Annotated in this window: 16 protein-coding genes; 8 read left to right on the top strand and 8 right to left on the bottom strand. The window is 67.6% G+C overall.

The features are described 5' to 3' along the window. Positions 1 to 3: 3 nt before the first annotated feature. Positions 4 to 1,263 carry a phosphoribosylamine--glycine ligase gene (purD, locus tag O7543_RS19550; RefSeq protein ID WP_281552510.1) on the top strand — a complete coding sequence of 420 codons (1,260 nt, stop codon included), beginning with the start codon at positions 4 to 6 and terminating at the stop codon, positions 1,261 to 1,263. 64 nt (positions 1,264 to 1,327) lie between these two features. After that, positions 1,328 to 1,603, top strand: a complete 276-nt coding sequence (locus O7543_RS19545) for a DUF2795 domain-containing protein (protein ID WP_281552511.1) — start codon at positions 1,328 to 1,330, stop codon at positions 1,601 to 1,603. Between the two features lie 33 nt (positions 1,604 to 1,636). Here the strand turns inward: O7543_RS19545 and O7543_RS19540 are convergent, their stop codons facing one another. The 4 genes from O7543_RS19540 to O7543_RS19525 form a co-directional block, all read right to left on the bottom strand. Next, positions 1,637 to 3,232 (bottom strand): AMP-binding protein, encoded by a 1,596-nt coding sequence (locus O7543_RS19540; protein ID WP_281552512.1) that lies wholly within the window; start codon positions 3,230 to 3,232, stop codon positions 1,637 to 1,639. 94 nt (positions 3,233 to 3,326) lie between these two features. Further along, positions 3,327 to 3,779: an SCP2 sterol-binding domain-containing protein gene (locus tag O7543_RS19535; RefSeq protein WP_281552513.1), complete on the bottom strand. Its 453-nt coding sequence runs from the start codon at positions 3,777 to 3,779 to the stop codon at positions 3,327 to 3,329. Positions 3,780 to 3,873: 94 nt separating this feature from the next. Then, positions 3,874 to 4,839 carry a class I SAM-dependent methyltransferase gene (locus tag O7543_RS19530; RefSeq protein ID WP_281552514.1) on the bottom strand — a complete coding sequence of 322 codons (966 nt, stop codon included), beginning with the start codon at positions 4,837 to 4,839 and terminating at the stop codon, positions 3,874 to 3,876. Then, the gene (locus O7543_RS19525) at positions 4,836 to 5,615 is read right to left on the bottom strand and encodes a PIG-L family deacetylase (protein WP_281552515.1); all 780 of its coding nucleotides are present in this window, start codon (positions 5,613 to 5,615) and stop codon (positions 4,836 to 4,838) included. The genes O7543_RS19530 and O7543_RS19525 overlap by 4 nt, the downstream gene beginning before the upstream one ends. 1,050 nt (positions 5,616 to 6,665) lie before the next feature. Here O7543_RS19525 and O7543_RS19520 point away from each other — a divergent pair. After that, entirely contained in the window at positions 6,666 to 8,522 is a 1,857-nt protein-coding gene (locus tag O7543_RS19520; RefSeq protein ID WP_281552516.1) for a hypothetical protein, read from the top strand. Positions 8,523 to 8,578: 56 nt separating this feature from the next. After that, complete coding sequence (locus O7543_RS19515) at positions 8,579 to 11,947, top strand: MFS transporter (protein WP_281552517.1); 3,369 nt, start codon at positions 8,579 to 8,581, stop codon at positions 11,945 to 11,947. Positions 11,948 to 12,008: 61 nt separating this feature from the next. On the opposite strand, the gene queD is transcribed toward O7543_RS19515, so the two are convergent. Genes queD through queC form a run of 3 tightly spaced genes read right to left on the bottom strand, consistent with a single transcriptional unit; the run spans position 12,009 to position 13,710 of the window. Continuing rightward, positions 12,009 to 12,365 (bottom strand): 6-carboxytetrahydropterin synthase QueD, encoded by a 357-nt coding sequence (gene queD / locus O7543_RS19510; RefSeq protein WP_281552518.1) that lies wholly within the window; start codon positions 12,363 to 12,365, stop codon positions 12,009 to 12,011. Next, positions 12,365 to 13,012, bottom strand: a complete 648-nt coding sequence (queE, locus tag O7543_RS19505; protein ID WP_281552519.1) for a 7-carboxy-7-deazaguanine synthase — start codon at positions 13,010 to 13,012, stop codon at positions 12,365 to 12,367. Before queE ends, queD begins: the two co-directional genes overlap by 1 nt. Continuing rightward, positions 13,009 to 13,710 carry a 7-cyano-7-deazaguanine synthase QueC gene (queC, locus tag O7543_RS19500; RefSeq protein WP_281567178.1) on the bottom strand — a complete coding sequence of 234 codons (702 nt, stop codon included), beginning with the start codon at positions 13,708 to 13,710 and terminating at the stop codon, positions 13,009 to 13,011. The genes queE and queC overlap by 4 nt, the downstream gene beginning before the upstream one ends. 433 nt (positions 13,711 to 14,143) lie before the next feature. Between queC and O7543_RS19495 the strand changes: the two genes are divergently transcribed. From O7543_RS19495 to O7543_RS19485, 3 genes are read left to right on the top strand one after another with little or no spacing between them, the layout of a single operon-like run. After that, on the top strand, positions 14,144 to 15,220 hold the full coding sequence (locus O7543_RS19495; RefSeq protein ID WP_281552521.1) for an alcohol dehydrogenase catalytic domain-containing protein: 1,077 nt from the start codon (positions 14,144 to 14,146) through the stop codon (positions 15,218 to 15,220). 58 nt (positions 15,221 to 15,278) lie between these two features. Beyond that, positions 15,279 to 16,205: a WD40 repeat domain-containing protein gene (locus O7543_RS19490; RefSeq protein WP_281567177.1), complete on the top strand. Its 927-nt coding sequence runs from the start codon at positions 15,279 to 15,281 to the stop codon at positions 16,203 to 16,205. A 59-nt stretch (positions 16,206 to 16,264) separates the two neighbouring features. Continuing rightward, positions 16,265 to 16,777, top strand: coding sequence for a DinB family protein (locus tag O7543_RS19485; protein ID WP_281552523.1), 513 nt, complete (start codon positions 16,265 to 16,267; stop codon positions 16,775 to 16,777). Between the two features lie 38 nt (positions 16,778 to 16,815). On the opposite strand, the gene O7543_RS19480 is transcribed toward O7543_RS19485, so the two are convergent. Continuing rightward, positions 16,816 to 18,060 carry an aminotransferase class III-fold pyridoxal phosphate-dependent enzyme gene (locus O7543_RS19480; RefSeq protein WP_281552524.1) on the bottom strand — a complete coding sequence of 415 codons (1,245 nt, stop codon included), beginning with the start codon at positions 18,058 to 18,060 and terminating at the stop codon, positions 16,816 to 16,818. 294 nt (positions 18,061 to 18,354) lie between these two features. Here O7543_RS19480 and O7543_RS19475 point away from each other — a divergent pair, with 294 nt between their 5' ends. Further along, positions 18,355 to 20,226: a radical SAM protein gene (locus O7543_RS19475; protein WP_281552525.1), complete on the top strand. Its 1,872-nt coding sequence runs from the start codon at positions 18,355 to 18,357 to the stop codon at positions 20,224 to 20,226. Positions 20,227 to 20,285 lie beyond the last annotated feature (59 nt).

Raw genomic sequence — 20,285 nt, 5'->3', positions numbered from 1 at the left:
GTCGTGCGCGTACTTCTCATCGGTAGCGGCGGACGCGAGCACGCGCTCGCGTCCAGCCTGGCCGCCGACCCCGCCGTCGACCAGTTGATCGCCGCTCCGGGCAATCCGGGCATAGCGGCGGTGGCCGAGCTGCGCCCGGTCACCGCCACCGACCCGCAGGCGGTCGCCGCCCTCGCCGTCGAGGTGGCGGCCGACCTGGTCGTGGTCGGTCCGGAGGCACCGCTGGTCGCCGGGGTCGCCGACGCGGTACGCGCCAAGGGCATCGCCTGCTTCGGGCCGTCCGGCGCGGCCGCCGTACTGGAAGGCTCCAAGAGCTTCGCCAAGGACGTGATGGCCGCCGCCGGGGTGCCGACCGCCCGCGCCGTGACCTGCCGGAACGCCGACGAGGTGGCCGCCGCGCTGGACGCCTTCGGCACCCCGTACGTGGTGAAGAACAACGGGCTGGCCGCCGGCAAGGGGGTGGTGGTGACCGACGACCGCGCCGCCGCCCTCGCCCACGCCGACTCCTGCGGGCAGGTGGTGGTCGAGGAGTACCTGGCCGGGCCGGAGGTGTCGCTGTTCGTCGTCACCGACGGCACGGCGGCGGTGCCGCTGCTGCCGGCCCAGGACTTCAAGCGGGTCGGTGTCGGCGACACCGGCCCGAACACCGGTGGCATGGGTGCGTACGCGCCGTTGCCGTGGGCACCGCCGGACCTGGTCAACCAGGTGATGACCGAGGTGGTGCACCCGACGCTGGCCGAGATGCGCCACCGGGGCACCCCGTTCGCCGGGCTGCTCTACGTCGGGCTGGCGGTCACCGCCGCCGGCCCCCGGGTGATCGAGTTCAACGCCCGGTTCGGCGACCCGGAGACCCAGGTGGTGCTGGCGCTGCTGGAGACCCCGCTGGCCGGCCTGCTGCACGCGGCGGCGACCGGTACGCTCGCCGACCACCCGCCGCTGCGCTGGCGGGACGGGGCAGCGGTGACCGTGGTGCTCGCGTCGGCCGGCTACCCGGCGGCGGCCCGCACCGGCGACGTGATCACCGGCGATGTGATCACCGGTGCCGGGCAGGCCGGGATCAGCCACGCCGGCACCGCCCGCGACGCCACGGGGCAGCTCGTCTCGGCCGGTGGTCGGGTGCTCAGCGCCACCGGAGTCGGCGCCGACCTGGTCGGCGCGCGGGACGCCGCGTACCGGCTGCTGGCCGGGGTCGACCTGCCCGGTGGGCACTTCCGGGCGGACATCGCCCTGGCCGCCGCCGAAGGCCGGATCACCCTGCCCTGACCCGGGTGCCGGATCACCCCGTGCCGGCCTGATAGCGGCCCGCCTGGCGGGTACGCCCCGGCGCATGGGGACGAGCTACCAGGACGTACTGGACAGCCTGAACGAGCTGGACTTTCCCGCCGACAAGGAACAGATCGTCGCGGAGGCGCGGCGGGTCGGCGCCAGCCCTGGCGTGGTACGCGCGTTGCGCGGCCTGCCGCCGGTCGAGTACGCCAACCGGGCGGAGGCGGCCCGCTCGGCGCACATCGACGCCGCGCCGGAGCAGGACCCGGCCCAGCGGGCGGCGCGGGCGCGGTTCCGGGACCACCAGCGGGTGGCCCAGCATCTGCGCCAGCCGTAAGTGCCGGGGTTCACCAAGTCCGGGCCGGGGGGGTCAGCTGCCCGAGGGCCGGGGCAGGTCCCGGGTGACAACCTTGCCGGCGGCGTTGCGCGGCAGCGCCGACAGGAAGATCACGTGCCGGGGGACGGCGAACCGGGCGCGGTAGCGGCGCACGTACTCCTGGACCGCCTCGGCGTCGAGCGTCTCCTGCGGATGCAGCACCAGGTACGCGGCGAGCCGCTGGCCGTACTCCGGGTCGGGCAGGCCGACCACCGCGGCCTCGCGTACCTGCGGTAGCTGGGCCAGCAGGTCGGCGACGTCGGACGGGAAGACGTTCTCCCCGCCGGAGACGATCATGTCGTCGGCCCGGCCGCCGACGAAGAGCAGCCCGTCGGCGTCGACGTGGCCGAGGTCGCCGGTGCCGAGCAGCCCGTGCCGGCGCTCGGCCGCGCCGTCGTCGCTGGTGGTGTAGCCGTCGAAGAGCAGTTCGTTGCCGACGAAGATCTGCCCGACCTGTCCGGTCGGCACCGGTTCGCCGTCCGGCCCGAGCACCGCCAGCCGGGTGCCGTACGGCGGACGGCCGGCGGTGTTCGGTGCCCGGCGCAGGTCGGCCGGGGTGGCGATGGCCGCCCAGGAGACCTCGGTCGACCCGTACAGGTTGTAGAGCACGTCGCCGTAGCGGTCCATGAACCGGGTGGCGATGCCGCCGCCGAGCGCCGAACCGCTGACCGCGACCACCCGCAGCCCGGTGGGCCGCTGCCCGGTGGGCCGCTGCCGCGGCGCCGGTACGTCGTGCAGCAGCCGTTGCAGCATCACCGGTACGGCGAACAGCGCGGTGCAGTCGTGCCGGTCGACGGCGGCCAGCGCGGCGGCCGGCTCGAAGCGCCGGTGCAGCACCACGGTGGCCCGCAGCGCGAACGCGATCTGCAGGGCGGCGTACCCCCAGGTGTGGAAGACCGGTGTGGCGATCATGATCCGGTCGTGGACCCGCAGCGGGATCCGGTCGATGATCGACGCCAGCGGTCCGAACCCGGTCGGGGTGCGTCGCCGGGCACCCTTCGGAGTGCCGGTGGTGCCCGAGGTGAGCACGATGGTGCGGCCGTCGCGGCGCGGCGGCTCCAGCCGGGTGTCCGTCGGAGCGTCGCGCAACAGCTGCGCCACCCGGGTCTCGTCGACCCGGACCACCCCGGTGTCGACCTCGACCACCTGCTCGCCGAACTCGCGGTCGTGCAGCAGCACCCGCAGCCGTTGCTCGTCGGCGACGGCGGCGAGCTGCGGCCCGGCCAGCCCGGTGTGCAGCAGTACGGTGTCCGCGCCGAGTAGCCCGGCGGCGACCATCGCGGCCACCATGTCGGGGTGGTTGCGGCAGAGCAGGCCGATCCGGTCCCCGGCGGAAACATCCAGTGCGGTACGTAGCGCTCCGGCCAGCCGCTCGGCGCGGTCGAGCAGCTCTCGGTAGGTCAGCTGTTGTCCGCCGTCGTCGATCAGCGCGACCCGGTGCGGATCGCGGGCGGCGGCCTGGCGCAGTTCGCCGACGAGGGTGAACCCCCAGCGACGCAGTGCGGCGAGTTGGGCGACGGTCCGCACCGGCGAGCCGGGGGTGAGCACCCCGCGTCGGGTCAGCGTGGAAATCAGGAACGGCAGGTCCACCGGCACACACCCCCAGCTGCGGGCGTGACCGGTCGGAGGGATGGTCGACCCCGCTGATACAGGACACGTATCAGGCGGGGCTACGGATCGGCGGTCAGCTCTTGGGGATGTCGAACAGGTTGGGGATCTGGGCGGCGAGTCCGAGATCGCCCTTTGCCTTGAGTTTGCCGGTCATGAACATCATCATCGGGTTCGCGGTGCCGGCGACGACCTTGAGGAAGTCGACCGGTCCGAGGGTCAGGCTCAGTCGCGGTTCGCGCTCGGCGGTCGGGGAGACCACGCAGGTGCCGTTGTCGACGACGATCTCGTAGGTGTCGGTGCCGCCGTCCGGCCGGCCGGTGATGTTCCAGTGGATCACCGCGCTGGTGGCGCCGGCCTTCTCCGGACGGAACAGGGTGGGCATCCGGTTGAACACCTCGTCGAGGACCTTGCCGCGCAGGTCGCCCTGCATCACCTCGGCGATCTTGGAATCCGGGGTGGTCTTGACCAGCTTGCTGAACTCCTTGGCGTCGATGGACGCGAAGTTGGCCGGGTCGAACTCGGTCATCGCATACCCCTCCAGATCGGAACGTCGGGCCTACCTTAGCGTAATGTTACGCGTCGGTAGGTTTGGCCGGTGGGCTTGACGTAGATCGGGCAGGTCAGCCCGCCAGCAGCTGGTCCGTCGCGCCGGTCAGCGATCCCGGGTCCTCCTCGTAGCGGTCGTGGTACGGCCACTCGGTCTCGACGAGGCCTACCGGGCCCGGCGCGATCACCAGCCATCCCCGCTTCCATTCGCCGCCGTTGCCGGTCGCCCGCCGCTGGGAGACGAAAATCTGAACGCGCAGCCCGTGCTCGATCAACCCGAGCCAGTCGGCGAGCCGCTCACGAAAGGGATCGCCCGGATAGTCGTTCATCGCGAGGTTGACCTCGACAACGCCGCCGGACTCCAGCTTCCGGGGCACTTCCCGGAAGAATTTCTGCAGGATCGGTTCACCGGCCTCGAGGAGGTCAACGAACTCGTTGCCCTCCTCGTTCGTCGGTGAGTTGAAGACGATCCGGGAGAACCTTCCCTCGGCTGGCTCGAACAGGTCCCCCTCGTCGAAGGTGGCATTCGTCAGCCCGTTGAGTGCGGCGTTGAGCCGGGACAGGGCGACGGCACGCGGGTTGACGTCCAGCCCGAGAACTGCGTCGTACCGGTCGGCGAGAACCAGGGAGAGCACCCCGGAGCCGCAACCCATGTCCAGCGCACGGCTGCCGCCGCGGCCGAGCATCAGCCGGATCAGCAGGTCCGCTTCCCAGAGCGGGTCGATGTACCAGCGGTGTTGTACGTCCTCATCGACGTCCGGGTCAGTCAGCACCACGACGCCGTGCAACTGGTGGCCGCGCAGCGGGGACGACAGCTGCCGACCGTCGTCGAGTGCGATGCCACTGTCCAGCAGCACTCGCCGGCAGTCCGCGCCGATCTCGGCGGCCAGTTCGTCGGGGTCGACGGCGGTGCCGCAGAGCAGATCGGCCAGGGGCGTCTCCCGCCCGCCGCCGATCACCTTCCGCATGGCGTCGCCGAGTTGCTGAAGTGCCGCAGTGTCGGCACGTTCCGGGTGAATGGCTGAACCACCGACGATCATGCGCTACTCCCGGGAGTTGGTTCCAGAGCTGGGACGGAGGCGGAGGTCGACCAGAAGACCTCCTGGCGTAGCGGCCCCTCCCATGCCAGGAAGTGGGGATGGTCCACGGCAAGACCTGCCAGCTGCGAGGCGTGGCAGCGGAGCATGGCGATCTTCAGCCGCATGGTGGGGTCGTCGAGGCGGGCGATCCGTGGGCTTGCCACGTCCACGAGGTGGGCGAGGGTGGCCAGCTGCGGCTCCCACCGGTCGGTGGTAGGGCGCTCGGAATCGGGTGCGTCCCAGCCGGAGCCGAACGCGTACGGGCAGTCGGCGTAGAAGATCAGCGGGCAGTCGGCGTCGGCTCCGGCGACAGCGGCCAGAACAGCGTCCCGGGTGCCGACATGGTCTGGGTGGTCACCGATACCGACCGGGATCCACAACCGCACGTCCCGCCGGATCAGGCAGGTGAGTGCCGACACCACCATTTCCGACGGGAAGCCGCTGCGGTACGGCGCATCCGGGACCGGAAGGTGCATCACCGGGTTACCTGCGACCGCCGCGGCGGCACGATCCTCGGCGGCCCGTCCTTTGGCGGCGGCGGGACCCGACTCGAAGCCACACAGACGGTCCCACTCCTCATGACTTTCCTCATGGGCCTCGGTCGGCGCGCCGCCACACACGGTGACTAGGAGTGTGGAGCGCCCGGCATGCAGTGCCGAGGTTGCCGAGAGCACGCCATCGTCGAAATGCGGCGAGACAACGATGTCCGTTATCGCCGAGTAGTCCTGATCGGGCATTCAGCGCCTTTTCGAGGGATGGTGGGCGGAGGCCGGGTCGGACCGTTTGAAGCGATTGTGGCAGCGGATATCCCCAAGCGAGGTCGACTTTGTCGGGTGGCGGCGAAAGTCCGGCGGGGTTTGATACTAAGATGGAGCCGAATGAGCGTCAAGCAATCCGATGGCGGCTTTGTCGGTGCCCGATATGGGCGGTTCACGCATATCTGCCAGTATGTCCGTACGATTTCAATTGGTGCGGATCTCTCGGTACGAAGTGGAATCTGCACTGGTGGCCGTACGCCTCGGTCCGACCGCGCCGATCCGGGCCCGGATGCCGTCAACTGCCTGGACTGCGCAGCCAGTGAGTGGTCCCGCCGCCACCGCCCGACTCCTGTACCTGCCGGTCACCACGCCTGGTGCCAGGGCGCCGTTTCGGGCAGCAGTCGTCCGGTGCACCCGTCCGCAGCGCCGGTTGTCGGCCCGATGGGCGGCGCCTGCGATCGAGGTTGCGCGGCAGCGCGCCTGGTAGGTGCGCCGACCACCTGGCTGGCGAGGGCCATGGCGGTGGCGGTGGAATGCCGGAGCAGTCGGGAATACGTTAAGTATCGGACGCGTCCACGTGGGTGCGGGCAGACCGCCGATTCCGGGTTGAGTCGGCCGGCTAAACTGCTCATGTGGACGTTTCCCAATCCCGCTGTTAAAGTCAGGGCCGGGTGTACGCCTCGTAACGTTGGGTGGCGATGCGATCGACCGATGGCGATGCCGCTGGCCGGTGCCGAGCTGCCTGGCCGCCGATGTGCATGTGCATGACGTTGAGTGCGTCATTCATGCTCGCCTCACAGTGCCGTGCGTGGACCGGAGGGCGCACGTAGACCGAGGGTAGTCGATCGGTGTATTTGGGAATGTGCCATCGCCGCCCTGGCCAACGAAAGCCCTCTTGACTGTTTAGGTCACATCTGATTTCGAGAGTCGAGGGAAATGGCCATGAAGAATTTCCGATTAGCTTCCCTGGTCGAACGTATGTCGCGCGGAGGGCCGCCGACCGCGCTCGACCCGACGGAGCGTTCCCGGATGTCGCGTGGGACGAAGACCGAGATCGACTGGACCGGGATTCACAATCCGGACTTCGTCGCACTCGGGCTCGGTGGAACCAACATGATGGCGATGTTGTGGTCGGTCGCCAACGGTCGCCGGTGCGTCGGCGTCGAGCTGCGCGGCGACCCTTCCCTCGGTGTCCACTGGAACATCCGGGAAGACTTCTGGCATCATCTCGGCCTGATCGACCAGCTGATGCTGGCTCGGTACGGCGAGGAGCGCATTCCCCGCAAGGGCGACGGCCGGCTCTTCAAGCTCCGGGAGACGTTCTACAGTGCGGTCACCGATCCCGGCGACGTGTACGCCGACGAGATCATCGCCGGCGGTGAGGATTCGCACGTATCGGGGCTCATTCACCACACCGAGTTCATCGACGACCGGTGGTCGGCAGGCAAACCGGAACGGGTGCTGACCGTTCTGCAGCCCGCCAAACCACCGGCCGAGCACGACCCGAGCAAGGTCGGGCGGGATGTCCTCGAGGTCCTCGACGGTCCGTCCACCTTCCAGGCCGGTGCCTCCGAGGTGCTGATCATGCTGCGCCGTTACCTCGAGTTGATCGAGGAGATGGACATCGCCGCAGGCGTCCCGCCGCGGGTGCGCCTCTTCCTCTCCCACCGGGTCGCGATCGGCGACGAGGGGGACGGCGACGGCTTCCTCAAATGGATGCGGCAGGAGGACGGGTTCGTCAGCCTGCCGGACGGGCGCAAACGACTGGTCATCGAGGAGGTCCAGGAGCTTGACTACCGCGGCCGGTACCGCCGGATCCGCAAGCCAGGCACCCCGCTGATCGACCTGGGCGTCCCCGAGTTGTTCATGATCGCGCAAGGCTTCGACAGCAGTGACGCCGACCGCCTCGGCTTCCGTCAGGAGGATGTCGCGGTCGACCACCACGACGGGCGAGGGCCGGTCGTCGCCCAGGCCGACTACCTCGCGGGCTACCTCGAGTTGCACGTCGGCGGCCGGTTGCGGCGGCGGATCGCGTCCGAGTTCGACCGCGAGGGGAACGAGTACTGGGTTCGCCAGATCGCGGTAGGCCACGAGGACGACCCCGAGGTGGGCTGGATTCTGGTCCAGGTGCCGGACTTCAAGACTTTCGACCCGATCCTGGCCGGTCTGGTCCCTGCCGGCACACCGAAACGGGCCAAGGAGTACCTCAACGCGTATCAGCAGTTGTTGCGCGAGTTCTACCTGGAGCAGGTCTCGCTGATCACCGAGATCCCGGTGGCGGAGCTCGACAAGGTCCAGGCTCCTTACGGTCCGAAGCTGTTCAGCCTGGTGGAGAGGATCGGCGCCGATGCACTGGTAGCCGCCAACGGCGTCGTGGCCGGCGACTCCTTCGGCAACGGCCACTTCATGACCAGCGGTGGTGCGATCACCGGCATGGTGGGGCACGGCTCCCGGGTGCTGCGGTACTGGCAGGCACGTGACGCCGGGATGGACCGGTCAGCGGCGATCCGGGCCTTGGCGGACCAGATCAAGGCCGACACCCTCGGTTGGCTCCAGGCCAGCGCCCAGGAGTTCAGCCAGGCCGTGCCGATCAACTTCGGCGAGGAGCGGATCAAGGAGATCGAGAAACAAAGCGGACGTGCCTCCAGCGAACGGGCGAACACGATCGACGCGACCCGTCGGCACCGGCATTCGCTCGTGCCGCTCGACCCGTCAGACTGGCGACGCCTCTCGGTACGTAGCGGTCGCCTGCACAGCAGCGAACTACCGCCGCTGATGACGACCCATCCTGAACAGCGGCGGGTCATGCCCGCAACCGAAGATGACGCATCAACGGGTGGCGACATTCGGGAGACCGTCGCGGTCGGGGCCGGTTCGGAATCGTGAGCCTGCTCAGCCAACCCCGCGGCGACTCCTATGGCGGTTCGGGCGAGACGGTCGTCGTGCGTGAAACAGCACGGCCGCTGCGGAGCCTGCGGGAGCGGCAGCTCGCGCTGGTCGTGCTCTGCGTAGGCGTGCTGATTTCCGTTGTCGACGGCTCTGCGGTATATGTCGCCCTCCCGTCCATCCAGGTCGGCCTGGGATTCTCCCAGGCCGACCTGGCCTGGGTGGTGAACGCGTACCTCATTCCCTTCGGCGGGCTGTTGCTCTTCGCCGGCCGGCTCGGTGACCTGATCGGAACGAAGCGGGTCTTCCTCAGCGGCCTCGGCCTGTTCACCGCCGCGTCGGTCGTTTGCGGTCTGGCGAATGACCAGGCCGTGCTGATCGGAGCACGGTTCATGCAGGGGGTGGGTGGCGCGTTCACCACCGCCGTCGTGCTCAGCATGATCGTGACCATGTTCCCGAAACCCAGGGAACAGGCCCGGGCACTCGGCTTCTACGCCTTTGTGGCTGCGTCCGGAGCCGCGCTCGGCCAATTGGCAGGCGCAGCCCTGACTGCGTCGTTGAGCTGGCACTGGATCTTCTTCGTCAACGTCCCGATCGGGCTTGTCACGATTCTTTCGGCGGTCCGGCTGCTGGACAACGTCCGTGACGTGACGGCCGGTGACGGGATCGACTGGATCGGCGCGTTGGCCCTGGTCGGCTCGTTGATGCTGGCGGTCTCCGCCATCGTGCAGGCCGATTTCAGTGAGCTCCGGACGACGCTGCTCGCCGGTGCGGCGCTGCTGCTGATGGCTGTGTTCGTCCGCTGGCAGCGACGGGCCCGAAATCCGTTGATGCCCGGCGCGATACTTCGCGCCCGCAACGTCGCCTGGTCGAACATCGTCCTGGCCCTGATGGTCGCCGGGCCGACTGCGATGTTCTTCCTCTGCGCCCTCTACCTGCAGAACGTTCTCGGCTTCACGGTGATGGAACTGGGCTTCGCGTTCGTGCCGGCCGCCATCGCGATCGGGGTCGGCTCGTTGAAGATCGCTCCCCGGCTCGCCCGTAAGCGGGACGCCAAGACGTTGCTTCTTCCCGCGATGGGTCTGATGGCCGTCGGCCTGCTGCTGCTGGCCCGAATCCCGACGGAGGGCAACTACTGGATCGACGTACTCCCGGCATTGCTGCTGATTGGTACCGGTTCCGGCCTTGCGACACCCCCCGTGTTGCGGATCGCCCTGGCTGACGCCACGCTCAAGGACAGTGGGGTTCGGTCCGGCCTGCTCAACACCACCCAGCAGCTGGGGTCTGCGATCGGACTGGCGGTGCTGGCCCCAGTAGCGGCCAACATCACGCAGTCAGCCATAGCCCGAGGTGAGTCGACGGCCGCCGCATTGACCGACGGTTTCCAGATGGCGTTTCTGGTCGGCTTCGGCACCATGGCCGTAGCCATGCTGCTCGCCGCCTTCGCGGTGGAGAGCGAGGTACCCAGGACTGCGCCCGACTCGCTGGACGAGACGGCATCGACGCCGCCGACCCGGCAGGTCGACCCGACCGGCGCTGCCGATCCGGACTTCCTCGCGGTGGGCCTGGGCGGCACCAACATGATGTCGATGCTCTGGACGATCGCAAGCGGCCGACGGGCGGTCGGTGTCGAGCTGCGGGGTGACCCGTACCTGACGCTGATGCAGTGGAAAGTCCGGGCCGACCTCTACCACCATCTGGCGGTCATCGACCGGATGATGCGTGAGCGCTACGGCCCGGAGGGCATTCCACGCCGGATCGACGGGAATCCGTTCATCCTCCACGAGGTCTTCTACCGGCCCGATGCCGAGGACGGCGCCGAGGCCCGGGCCGACGAGATCCTGTACGGATGGGCTGACTCGTGCGTCGGGGGACACGTCGGCACAGCGGAGTTCGTCGACGACAGGTGGGTGGACGAAAAGCCGCATCGGGCCGTCACCGTCACGCACCCGGCAGCGCCGTCCCTGGACCCGGACCTGAATCCGGAAACCGTCGGACGCGAGATGGACGAGGTCTTCGCGGAGTCCCCCGCCTTCCAGGTCAACGCGGAAGATCTGCTGATCATGCTACGTCGGTACCTGGAGGAGATAGAACGGATGGACCTGGCTGCCGGTCGGGAGCCGAGGTGCCGCCTCTTCACCTACCACCGGGTGGCAGAGCCGAGCCGGCCGAGCGGATGGCGGCGCTGGCTCCGCCGGGAACCGGCCCAGGACCATGGGTTCGTCCGAGGCTCGGACGGTCGGCTGAGGGTTCAGATCGAGGCCATCCGGGAGATCGACGAGAAGGGCAGCTACCGACGGATCCGGGCCCGAGGCACCGAACCTGTCGATCTCGGCAGCCCCGGTCTGATCATGATCGCTGAGGGGGTGGAGAGTGCCGACGCCAGTCGACTCGGGTTCACCCAGGAGATCGTGACGATCGACCATCAGGACGGACGCGGTCCGGTCGTGGCTCAAGCCGACTACATCGTCGGACTGATCGCGGTAAACGTCGGGGCGAACTCCCGTCAGCGGATAGCCTCGACCTTCGACAAGCAGGGCAACGAGTACTGGGTGCGGCAGATCACGCTCGGGCACGACGGCTTCAGCGAAACCGGCTGGACGATCCTGGAGGTACCGGACTACCGGACTTTCGATCCGATCCAGGCGGGCATGGTGCCGGCCATCACCCGTCAGGACTCCGCTGAGTACTTCGGAGCGCACCGCTACCTGATCCGGGACTACTTCCTGGACCAGGTGCCGCTGCTTACCGAAATCCCCCGCCAGGAGCTTGTTCGTACCCTCAGCCTCGCCACGCCAAAGCTGGTCAGCAATGTCGAGCGGATCGGGCGGGACGCGTTGGTCGCCCCGAACTGCGTGGTCGCCGGAGACTCGTTCGGAAACGGCAGTTTCCTGCTCAGTGAGGGCTCCGCAACGGGCATGATCGGTCACGCATCCCGGGTTCTGCGCTACTGGCAGGACCAGGACGAGGGAGCCAGCCACGGTACTGCCGTGCGTCGACTCGCCGACGGCATCCGCGAGGACACCGCTGCCTGGCTGCGAGCCAGCGAGGCGGACTTCGCCCAGCCGGGGCATGCCCGAGCGGGCACCGATCCGCGGACCGGCACGCGGCTCGATCCGCTGGCTCGGGAACGGATTCTCGAGGAGACCAGACGGCACCGCCGGTCCATCGTCAGGACCAGCAACCGGCTGGACGACTTCGGTCGACTGAACGTCTTTCCTGGCCGGCTGCAGATTCTCGGCCTGCGTCCGCTGCATCCGATGCCGCCCGAAGCACGCAACAAGCAGACGGACGAGCAGGCAGAGATGGCAACGGCTGCTACGGCGAGCCGCGACGGCCGGCCGGGAGATCCCGTGACGGCAACTGAGGAACAGGCCGGAATGGCCGCCGATCAAGGGGACCGGACGAGCGAGTCCCGGGTTTGAACATGGAGGTGGTCGGGTCGGCCTCTGCGGCGACCCGACCACTCGTAGAGCCCCGACCCGCTCAGTCCTCGCCTCGGTAGACGCAGCCGGACGTGCAGGTCTCCCGAACCGTCACGGCCGACAACGGCAACTGACCGACAAGTCGCTGCCAGATCCATCGGGCCAGCACTTCGCTCGTCGGGTTCTCCAGTCCTGCGATCTCGTTGAGGTAGCGGTGGTCGAGTTGCTCGCGGACCGGTGCGAACGCCTGCTTGAGGTCGCCGAAGTCGATCACCCAACCGGTCTGCGCTCCGACCTGGCCACTGACGTGCACGGTGATCCGGTACGAGTGTCCGTGCAGGCGGGCGCACTTGTGTCCCTCGGGCACGTACGGCAGCCGGTGCGCGGCTTCGAAGGTGAACTCCCGGAAGATCTCCATCAGGCAATCCCTATGTACTTGTGAGTCTGCAAACTCAGAGACCACTGTGGATGATCCAGGCAGTACCGCACTGCGGCCGAGGTATTGGCGACCCGGTCCGGGCCGTCCATCGGCTGCAGCAGAAAATGGCCGAAGTCGAGGTGCTCGAAGCGAGCCGGGTCGGCCTCCGGCTGGGGAAAGACGAGCTTCAAGTCGTCACCCCGGGTGAGTACCACCTCCGCGCCGGCCTTGGGGCTGACACATATCCAGTCGATGCCTGCAGGCGCGGGCAAAGTGCCGTTGGTCTCGACCGCGACCTCAAAGCCTGCTTCGTGCAGGGCGGTCACGGCCGCCTCGTCCAGCTGCAGCAGTGGTTCGCCGCCGGTGCACACCACATACCGTCGGCTGCGGGGGTGTGCCCGCCCTTGCCAAGCCTCTGCGACGGCGGCGGCCAGATCGGCGGCGGACGAGAATCGCCCGCCCCCGGTGCCGTCGGTGCCGACGAAGTCGGTATCACAAAAGCGGCAGATCGCACGATGCCGATCGCGTTCTCGCCCGGTCCAGAGGTTGCAACTGGTGAAGCGGCAAAAGACGGCGGGGCGACCGGCATGCGTACCCTCGCCTTGGAGGGTGTAGAAGATCTCTTTGACCCGGTACACGCCGATCATCCGTTGCCGGACAGGGCAGGGTCGATCATGCCGAGTTCAGCGAAACCGCGTCGCCGGAGCAGGCAGGAGTCGCAGCTGCCGCAGGCCCGGTCGTCGACCGGGTCGTAGCAGCTGTGTGTCCAGGCGAAGTCGACACCCAGCTCCAGACCCCGCTGGATGATCGCGGCCTTGGTCAGCCGGATCAGCGGGGTGTGGATGCGCAGCCGCTGCTGCCCCTCGACGCCGGCCTTGGTGGCGAGGTTGGCCATTGCCTCGTACGCGGCGATGTACTCCGGGCGGCAGTCCGGGTAGCCGCTGTAGTCCAGCGCGTTCACTCCGATGAAAATGTCGGAGGCGTCCAGGGTCTCAGCCCAGGCCAGTGCGAACGAGAGGAAGATCGTGTTGCGTGCCGGTACGTACGTGACCGGGATGGTGTCGCCCATCTCGTCGGCGTTCGTACGGTGCGGTACCGCGAGCGCGTCGTCGGTCAGTGCCGACCCACCGAAGGCCCGCAGGTCGATGTCGGCGACGATGTGCCGGGCCGCGCCGAGCGCCTTCGTCACGCGGGCGGCGGCGTCAAGTTCGACGGTGTGGCGCTGCCCGTACCGGAAACTGAGCGTGTGGGCCCGGTAGCCCTCGTGTATCGCGATCGCGAGCGCCGTCGTGGAGTCGAGGCCGCCGCTGAGCAGCACCACGGCATTACGCGTCCCCGTCGGCACGTACTCCGCCACCTTCCGCCCTCGTCTATCAGCACAGGTCTACCCGGCTGGCAAGCATACCCAGCGTGCCGCCAGAGCCCCGATCAGGGCCAGCGCCCCGGGCGGGGGACCACGCCGGCCGACTCGCCGTGATCCGGTGGACCGGGCGCGCCCTGCCGCAACTGTCCAGCGAAGCAGCGTGCCGGGACCTTTGGGTGCTGGAATTCAGGCAGGAATTCACTGCGTCAAGAACCGCCGCAATGCCGACCGTCGTGCCTCAAAATGGACGTATTCGATCATTGGTGCGGCATCAACCGAATGCGCTCCGGAACTGCGATGACGCCAGCGTTCGGATCAGTCACCATGCTCGACGCAGAGCTGTCGAATTTGACTGGCGACAAATCCTAGGTGAGTCTCGATCATCTGTCAAGCTCCAGTTTGTGCTGTCAAACTGTTGAGCCTTGATCTCTCGGCATCTAAAGTGATCCAGAGATCGACTCACGACCGTGTGGGGGGACGGATGCGGGCGCTGCAGTTCCATGGTGGACACAAAGCCCAGATTGTAGACCTTCCTCAGCCGAAGGCTCCTCCTGGTTGGGCAGTCGTGAAGGTGCACTACTGCTGTCTCTGTGGCAGCGACCTATGGCTGTTCCGTGGCAAGTGGCACGGTAACCGGTACCCGATCGTGCCCGGCCATGAGTGGGCCGGTGTGGTGGATTCCGCGCCGGACGGTCATGAGTCCTGGGTTGGCCGCGCGGTCACGGGTGATCTGATCGTCGGCTGCCAGGTCTGCGGGCCATGCCGCGACGGGTTGCCGGTGATGTGCGAGAACCTCGTCGAGATCGGCTTTACCGTGGACGGCGGCTGCGCGGGCTACGTCGCGGCTCCGCTCGCCAACCTCTATCCCCTACCGGACGGGATGGACCTGGCCGCGGCGAGCCAGGCCGAACCACTCGCCGTCGCCCTGCACGCGGTGGACCGGATCAGCCTCCGCCCTGCCGAGCGGGTGGCCGTACTGGGCGCCGGCGGTATCGGCCAGCTGCTCATCCAGGCGGCTCGCGCGACCGGGGCAACGGTAACGCTTGTCACCGACCTGGTTGCCGAGCGCCGCAAAGTCGCCGAGGAGAGCGGAGCCGTCGTTTCGGTCCATCCCAGCGAGCTACCGGAACTCACCAACTACGCGGACAAGGTGGACGTCGTGTTCGAGGCGTCCGGTGATCCGGAGTCGGTGGTCCGCGCGCTCGACCTGGTCCGCCCCGGGGGCCGGGTCTGTCTGGTGGGCTACCAGGTGGGTGCCGAACACCCACTGGAGACCGCACGGCTGCCGTTGTCGTACGCCAGTATGGTCGGCGTGATGGGACCGGGCGGCAAGTATCGGGAGGCCGTGGAGCTCATCGCGGACGGCGCGATCGATACTCGGCGGATTCTCACCGATATTGTCCCGCTCGACGAGTATTCCCCGGCCATCGACCGGGCGATCAACCGAACCGGTAGCACGATCCGGGTCGTCTTCGACCTCCGGGAGGAGTAGTACCGCCTGGTTCGAGTCTCGATTGGGCCCTGCCCTCAGGTCAAGACGGAGTAGACAGGTGGAGTTGGCAGCAGCACACCCGACCGGGGCGCCCCTGGTGCTTGTCGGGCATGAGCGGGGCGTGATCAGCGCGGCTTTTCACCCTGCGGATCATCTGGTCGCCACCAGCGGCGAGGACGGCACCGTAAGGCTCTGGGACGCAGGTACCGGTGAGCCGGTCGGTCACCCGCTGGCCGGACACACCGATACGGTCTGGCTGGTGGCCTTTCACCCTGATGGCAGGTTGCTGGCCAGCGCGAGCGAGGACCGGACCGCTCGGCTCTGGGACCTCACCACCGGTCGGCAGGTCGGCCGACCCTTGTCCGGCCACACCGCCGGCGTCTACGGCTTGGCGTTCCATCCCACCGGAGAACTCCTGGCCACCGGCAGCGCCGACCACACCGTCCGGCTCTGGAGGGTGCCTGGTGGCGACCCAGTGGGGAGTCCGCTGACCGCGAGCCAGGACGAGATCGACGGGGTGGCCTTTCACCCGGACGGTCACCTGATCGCATCGACTGGCGACGCGCTTCGTTTGTACGACACCGCCACCGGCTGTTTGGTCGGCAAACCGCTGGTCGGCCACTCGAAGGGCACGGTCAGCGTCGCCTTCAGCCCGGACGGAAGGCTTCTGGCCAGCGGATCCGACGACCGAACCGTTCGGATCTGGGACTACGCGGTGGACGGGTCGGCGGCCGACCCGCTGGTCGGGCACACCGACGCGGTGGACGGGGTGGCGTTCCATCCGGATGGTCGTTTGCTCGTCAGCGCAGCCGAGGACTGCACCGTACGGGTCTGGGACGTCGGGAGCGGGCGAGAGATCGGGCAGTTGGCGACTGGACACACCATGCCGGTGTGGAACTTTGCCTTCGACCGGACTGGCGCACGCATCGTCACGGCCAGCCAGGACGGTACCGCACGGATCCTGCCGTTTCCGACATTTTCATAAGAGCAAAATAGCCGCTGGTCAGCCCTCATCTCCTGACCAGACAACGGAAGGACCACCACATGGCCTGGACCGCCCCTACTGTCGACCGGAAGCCGGATCCCGCATCGGGCGACGAAGCCACCGTACTGGCGGGTTGGCTCGACTACCACCGGGACACTCTGCTGCTGAAGTGCTCGGGCCTGACCGCGGAGCAGTTGACGACCAACAGCGTCCCGGTGACCAATCTGACCCTGCTCGGTCTGCTGCGTCACATGACCGAGCTGGAGCGGTGGTTGCGTAGCCTCCTCTCCGGGGAGACGATCGATGATCCGTACTCGACGGAGGAGCGTCCGGACGCTGCCTTCGACGACGTCGCGACGGCGGATGTGCAGGCCAACTTCGAGCTCTACCTACAGGAAGTGGAGCTGACCCGCAAAGCTTTCCTGCTGCGCGACCTGGATGACACGTACGAGGACGAGGGCGTGGTACGGAACCTGCGGGCCACGGTGGTGCACATCCTTGAGGAGTACGCCCGGCACAACGGCCACGCGGACCTCATCAGGCAGAGCATCGACGGCGCGAAGGGCGACTGACCAGCCGTGGCGCGTCACCGGTGGGCCGCCAGGTTCACTCAAAGCTGGCCGGTCACGTAGTCCACACACTCCGCCAAGCTCCAACCGTTCGGCCGCCCTGGGAGCCCGTCCATCTGGCAGAAGGCCGACTGCACCCGGTCGAGCTGGGTGACCTCCCGCCCGACGAGGTCGGGCCGGGAGGCCGCCATCGCGGTGAGCGCGCGGCCGAGTCTGTCGAGCGCGTCGTCGACCACCTCGTCCCGGAAGCACGCCGAGGGATACTGCTGGTCGGACGGTTCGAGGATGAGTCCTTCGGCCAAGGCGTGCGGCAGGAGGATCTCCTCTACCTCTGGAGCGCAGACGAACTGGAACGCGGCACCGGTCCCGGCCATCTCGATCGGCAGGTCGTGGGCATCGATCAGCTTGGTGGCTTCGGACACGAACCGTCCGCCATCGGCGCCAAGCCGGGCCTGGACGTCCAGCTCGGTCAGCCGGTCGAGGGTTGCCGCGGCGGCCGCGAAGCTGGGTGCCTCGAAGGTGAGGGTCGAGACGAACTCGGCGAGCGGGTCCATGAACCGTTCATCCCCGGCCACGCAGGACAACGGCCAGCCGTTGCTGATGCCCTTGGCGTAGGTGTAGATGTCGGCCTGGACCCCGGCTCCGTTGACCGAGGCGCCCCGGAGCATGCGGTAACCGTGCTTCACCTCGTCGGCGATGGTCACCACCCCGGCCCGCTGGCACCGGTGGAACAGATCGGCGATGTACTGCGGCGAGACATGGATGTAGTCCGGTGCGATGATGACCGCGGCGAGTTCGTCGGCGTGCTCGTCGAGCACCCTGTCGAGCAGTTCGGGCAGGTGGTAGCAGTGCAGCACGCCTTCCGAGTTCGGCTGGCCCGGCGGGGTGAACTCCCACATCAGGTCGTAGCCGTGATAGCCGCAGCTGGCGATCAGTCGTCGGCCGGTGACCTGACGCGCGGCCGAAGCGGCTGCCCGGGTCGCCGCCGTGCCGGTCTTGAAGAACGCCACGCGCTGCTCACCGGGGAGGTCTCCGGCGATCTGCTCGGCTAGCCGGTTCTGCAGCTCCAGTGAGGCGGCCGCTGGCAGACCGGTGCGTACCGCCGCGAGAACGGCGGAGGTGACCACCGGGTCCTGGTGCCCGAGCAACACGCTGCCGAAGGAGTTGGAGAGGTCGACGAGGCCACGACCTGCGGCGTCGTACACGTACGCTCCCTCGCCTCTGACGAGGGTGAGGTCCCGTGCCACTTCGTACGGCGTGCAACCATCAGCATTGGCTATTCTCATCAGGAAGACCTCCGGCTCGTCCTGCGCCCCTCGGCCGGTTGTGGGCGACACCTGGAAATCATAGGGGCCAAATTGGCGAACCGCGAGAGCTTGCTGGGGAGTGGCATCCTAGGGGCGGCATCTGGTGACTGTCCGCTATTGTCCTCCCAGCTTGTCCACTATGTAGCTATACCCAGAGCCAGATCCACTTGGGCATTTGCCTCGGTCGCAGTGTCGATTATCATGTAGCGGGGGCGCGGAGCGATCTGGCAAACGCGCTGGTGGCCAGCGCCTTCTATTACGGAAGGTGACCAAATGAAAGTATTCCTCGTTAAGCCGCCGATCCGTGGATGCATGGTAGAAATCGGACGTCACGTCCCTATCGGTCTAGCCTACGTGTCGGGCGCGCTGCGCGCGGCGGGCCACGACACGGAGATCTTCGACTCTTTGGCTTATACCGAGGACAACCACGTCGTTCCGCCTGACGAGCTGACCGCTATCGAGCAGGCGAAGCTGGACCGCCATCCGCGGTGGCAGCACATTATGCACTGGGGCGCCCGGCCGGAGCGTATCGAGGCGGCCCTCGCCGCCAGCAACGCTGACGTTGTCGGCATTTCATGCATGTTTACCCCTTACTACGAGAGCGCCTACGAGCTGGCCAGAATGGCAAAGCGTGTCCTGCCGCACGCGAAGGTCATACTTGGTGGGCAGCACGGCACCGTTGCCTTCCCGCACGTCCTGGAAGTTCCTGAGATCGACGTGGTGATGCTCGGCGAAGCCGAGGTGACAACGGTCGAGCTGCTGGACGCGTTGACCACCGGGCGGCCCTTGACCGAAATGCTCGGGGTGGCGTTTCGCTGTGGCGAGGCGCTCTGCGGGTGCGCGACGACCGGCCCGCCGCACGTCCGTCCGCGGGCACCGTTCGTCGCGGATCTCGACTCGCTTGCGCCACCAGCCGCCGACCAGTTGGACTTCGACCGGTACGGTGCTGCGGTCACCTTGATCACCAGCCGAGGATGCCCGTTTTCCTGCTCGTTCTGCACGGTGCACGCAACGGTCGGCAAGCAGTTCCGGGCCCGAGACCCCGAGCGCGTCGTTGACGAGATTGAGCACTACGTCAACGTGTACGGGATCCGTCGGTTCCTGGTCGAGGACGACAACTTCACCTTCGACATCGGGCGGGTCCACGCCATTTGCCGGGAGATCGTCCGGCGCGGCCTCGACATCCGACTTAGCTTGCCGAACGGCATGACGGTCGTGAAACTCACCGAGGACCTGGTGGAAAGCATGGTCTCGGCGGGCTTCGACGACCTCTTTCTCGGGTTGGAAACCACCGACGCAGCGCGATTGCGTAAGATGCGCAAGGGCTTCACCTCGCTGGACAAGGTCTCCGCCGGGGTTGCGTTGTTTGAGAAGTTCGGATTGAGCGCGAGCGCAGCGATTATTGTCGGGCTGCCCGACCAGACTCTCGACGCAATCATTCAGGATGCCGTGAACCTGGTGCTGGCTGGGGTCGAATTCTGGACCAACCCGTTCTATCCGATCTACGGATCCCCGGACTACCAGACATGCCTGTCGCGGGGCATCGTCGACCCACTGACTGATCCAGCCTTGTTCGATCAGTTCAATTTCGCCTTCGCCAACGGCGTCCTAGCAGCAGATGAACTGTACACCGTGTGGGTCGGAACTCTGGCCATGGCGCTTTGGCCGAAGTACGTCGTCGAAGGGGCGGAGCGCCGTGAACAGGGACCGGTCAGCGTTGCGGAGGCCGGCGAGCGGCTGGTCGAACACAGCATGGCCCAGCTGGATCCCGAAAGCCCGGAGGAGTTGCCGGCCACCGTGCGGGCGGTCCAGGAGCGGGTCGACGGGCTGCTGGCGCTGAGTCACCCCCTGGGATGTGTCTGCGTGATGCAGCACGTGGCGGACTCCGACAAGGGCGCGGGTGCCGACCAGTTCTGCCGATTCGCGGGTGACATGATCGCTGCCGCCATCGCTTTGTACACCGGTGAGGCGCAGGTCAGTAGCCAGGTGGGAGCGCAGACAGCTGGCGACGCGGAAGGATGCTCGTTCGTGATTCGGTCAACCGATAATGAGCGGATTGGTCGAATTCAGCGTCGCTTCGTCGAACTGCTCGACCAGGGACGTAAGGAAGCCGACCCAGTCCCGGCCGAGGTCGCTGCTTCCTGACCCGTAGATTATTGGGGATGGTCGGACCTGCATGTGCGCGGAGTCGCCCGCAGTGCTCA

Source organism: Solwaraspora sp. WMMA2080, from assembly GCF_027497395.1.
GTDB lineage: Bacteria > Actinomycetota > Actinomycetes > Mycobacteriales > Micromonosporaceae > Micromonospora_E.
The sequence above is the reverse complement of the archived record's forward strand: the minus strand, read 5'-3'. Positions and strand labels throughout refer to the sequence as shown.

Excerpts from the sequence above, each read along its gene's own strand:
- O7543_RS19545 (WP_281552511.1), top strand. The coding sequence starts at position 1,328 with ATGGGGACGAGCTACCAGGACGTACTGGACAGCCTGAACGAGCTGGAC.
- O7543_RS19535 (WP_281552513.1), bottom strand. The coding sequence starts at position 3,779 with ATGACCGAGTTCGACCCGGCCAACTTCGCGTCCATCGACGCCAAGGAG.
- O7543_RS19530 (WP_281552514.1), bottom strand. The coding sequence starts at position 4,839 with ATGATCGTCGGTGGTTCAGCCATTCACCCGGAACGTGCCGACACTGCG.
- O7543_RS19525 (WP_281552515.1), bottom strand. The coding sequence starts at position 5,615 with ATGCCCGATCAGGACTACTCGGCGATAACGGACATCGTTGTCTCGCCG.
- O7543_RS19520 (WP_281552516.1), top strand. The coding sequence starts at position 6,666 with ATGTCGCGTGGGACGAAGACCGAGATCGACTGGACCGGGATTCACAAT.
- queD (WP_281552518.1), bottom strand. The coding sequence starts at position 12,365 with ATGGAGATCTTCCGGGAGTTCACCTTCGAAGCCGCGCACCGGCTGCCG.
- queE (WP_281552519.1), bottom strand. The coding sequence starts at position 13,012 with ATGATCGGCGTGTACCGGGTCAAAGAGATCTTCTACACCCTCCAAGGC.
- O7543_RS19485 (WP_281552523.1), top strand. The coding sequence starts at position 16,265 with ATGGCCTGGACCGCCCCTACTGTCGACCGGAAGCCGGATCCCGCATCG.
- O7543_RS19480 (WP_281552524.1), bottom strand. The coding sequence starts at position 18,060 with ATGAGAATAGCCAATGCTGATGGTTGCACGCCGTACGAAGTGGCACGG.
- O7543_RS19475 (WP_281552525.1), top strand. The coding sequence starts at position 18,355 with ATGAAAGTATTCCTCGTTAAGCCGCCGATCCGTGGATGCATGGTAGAA.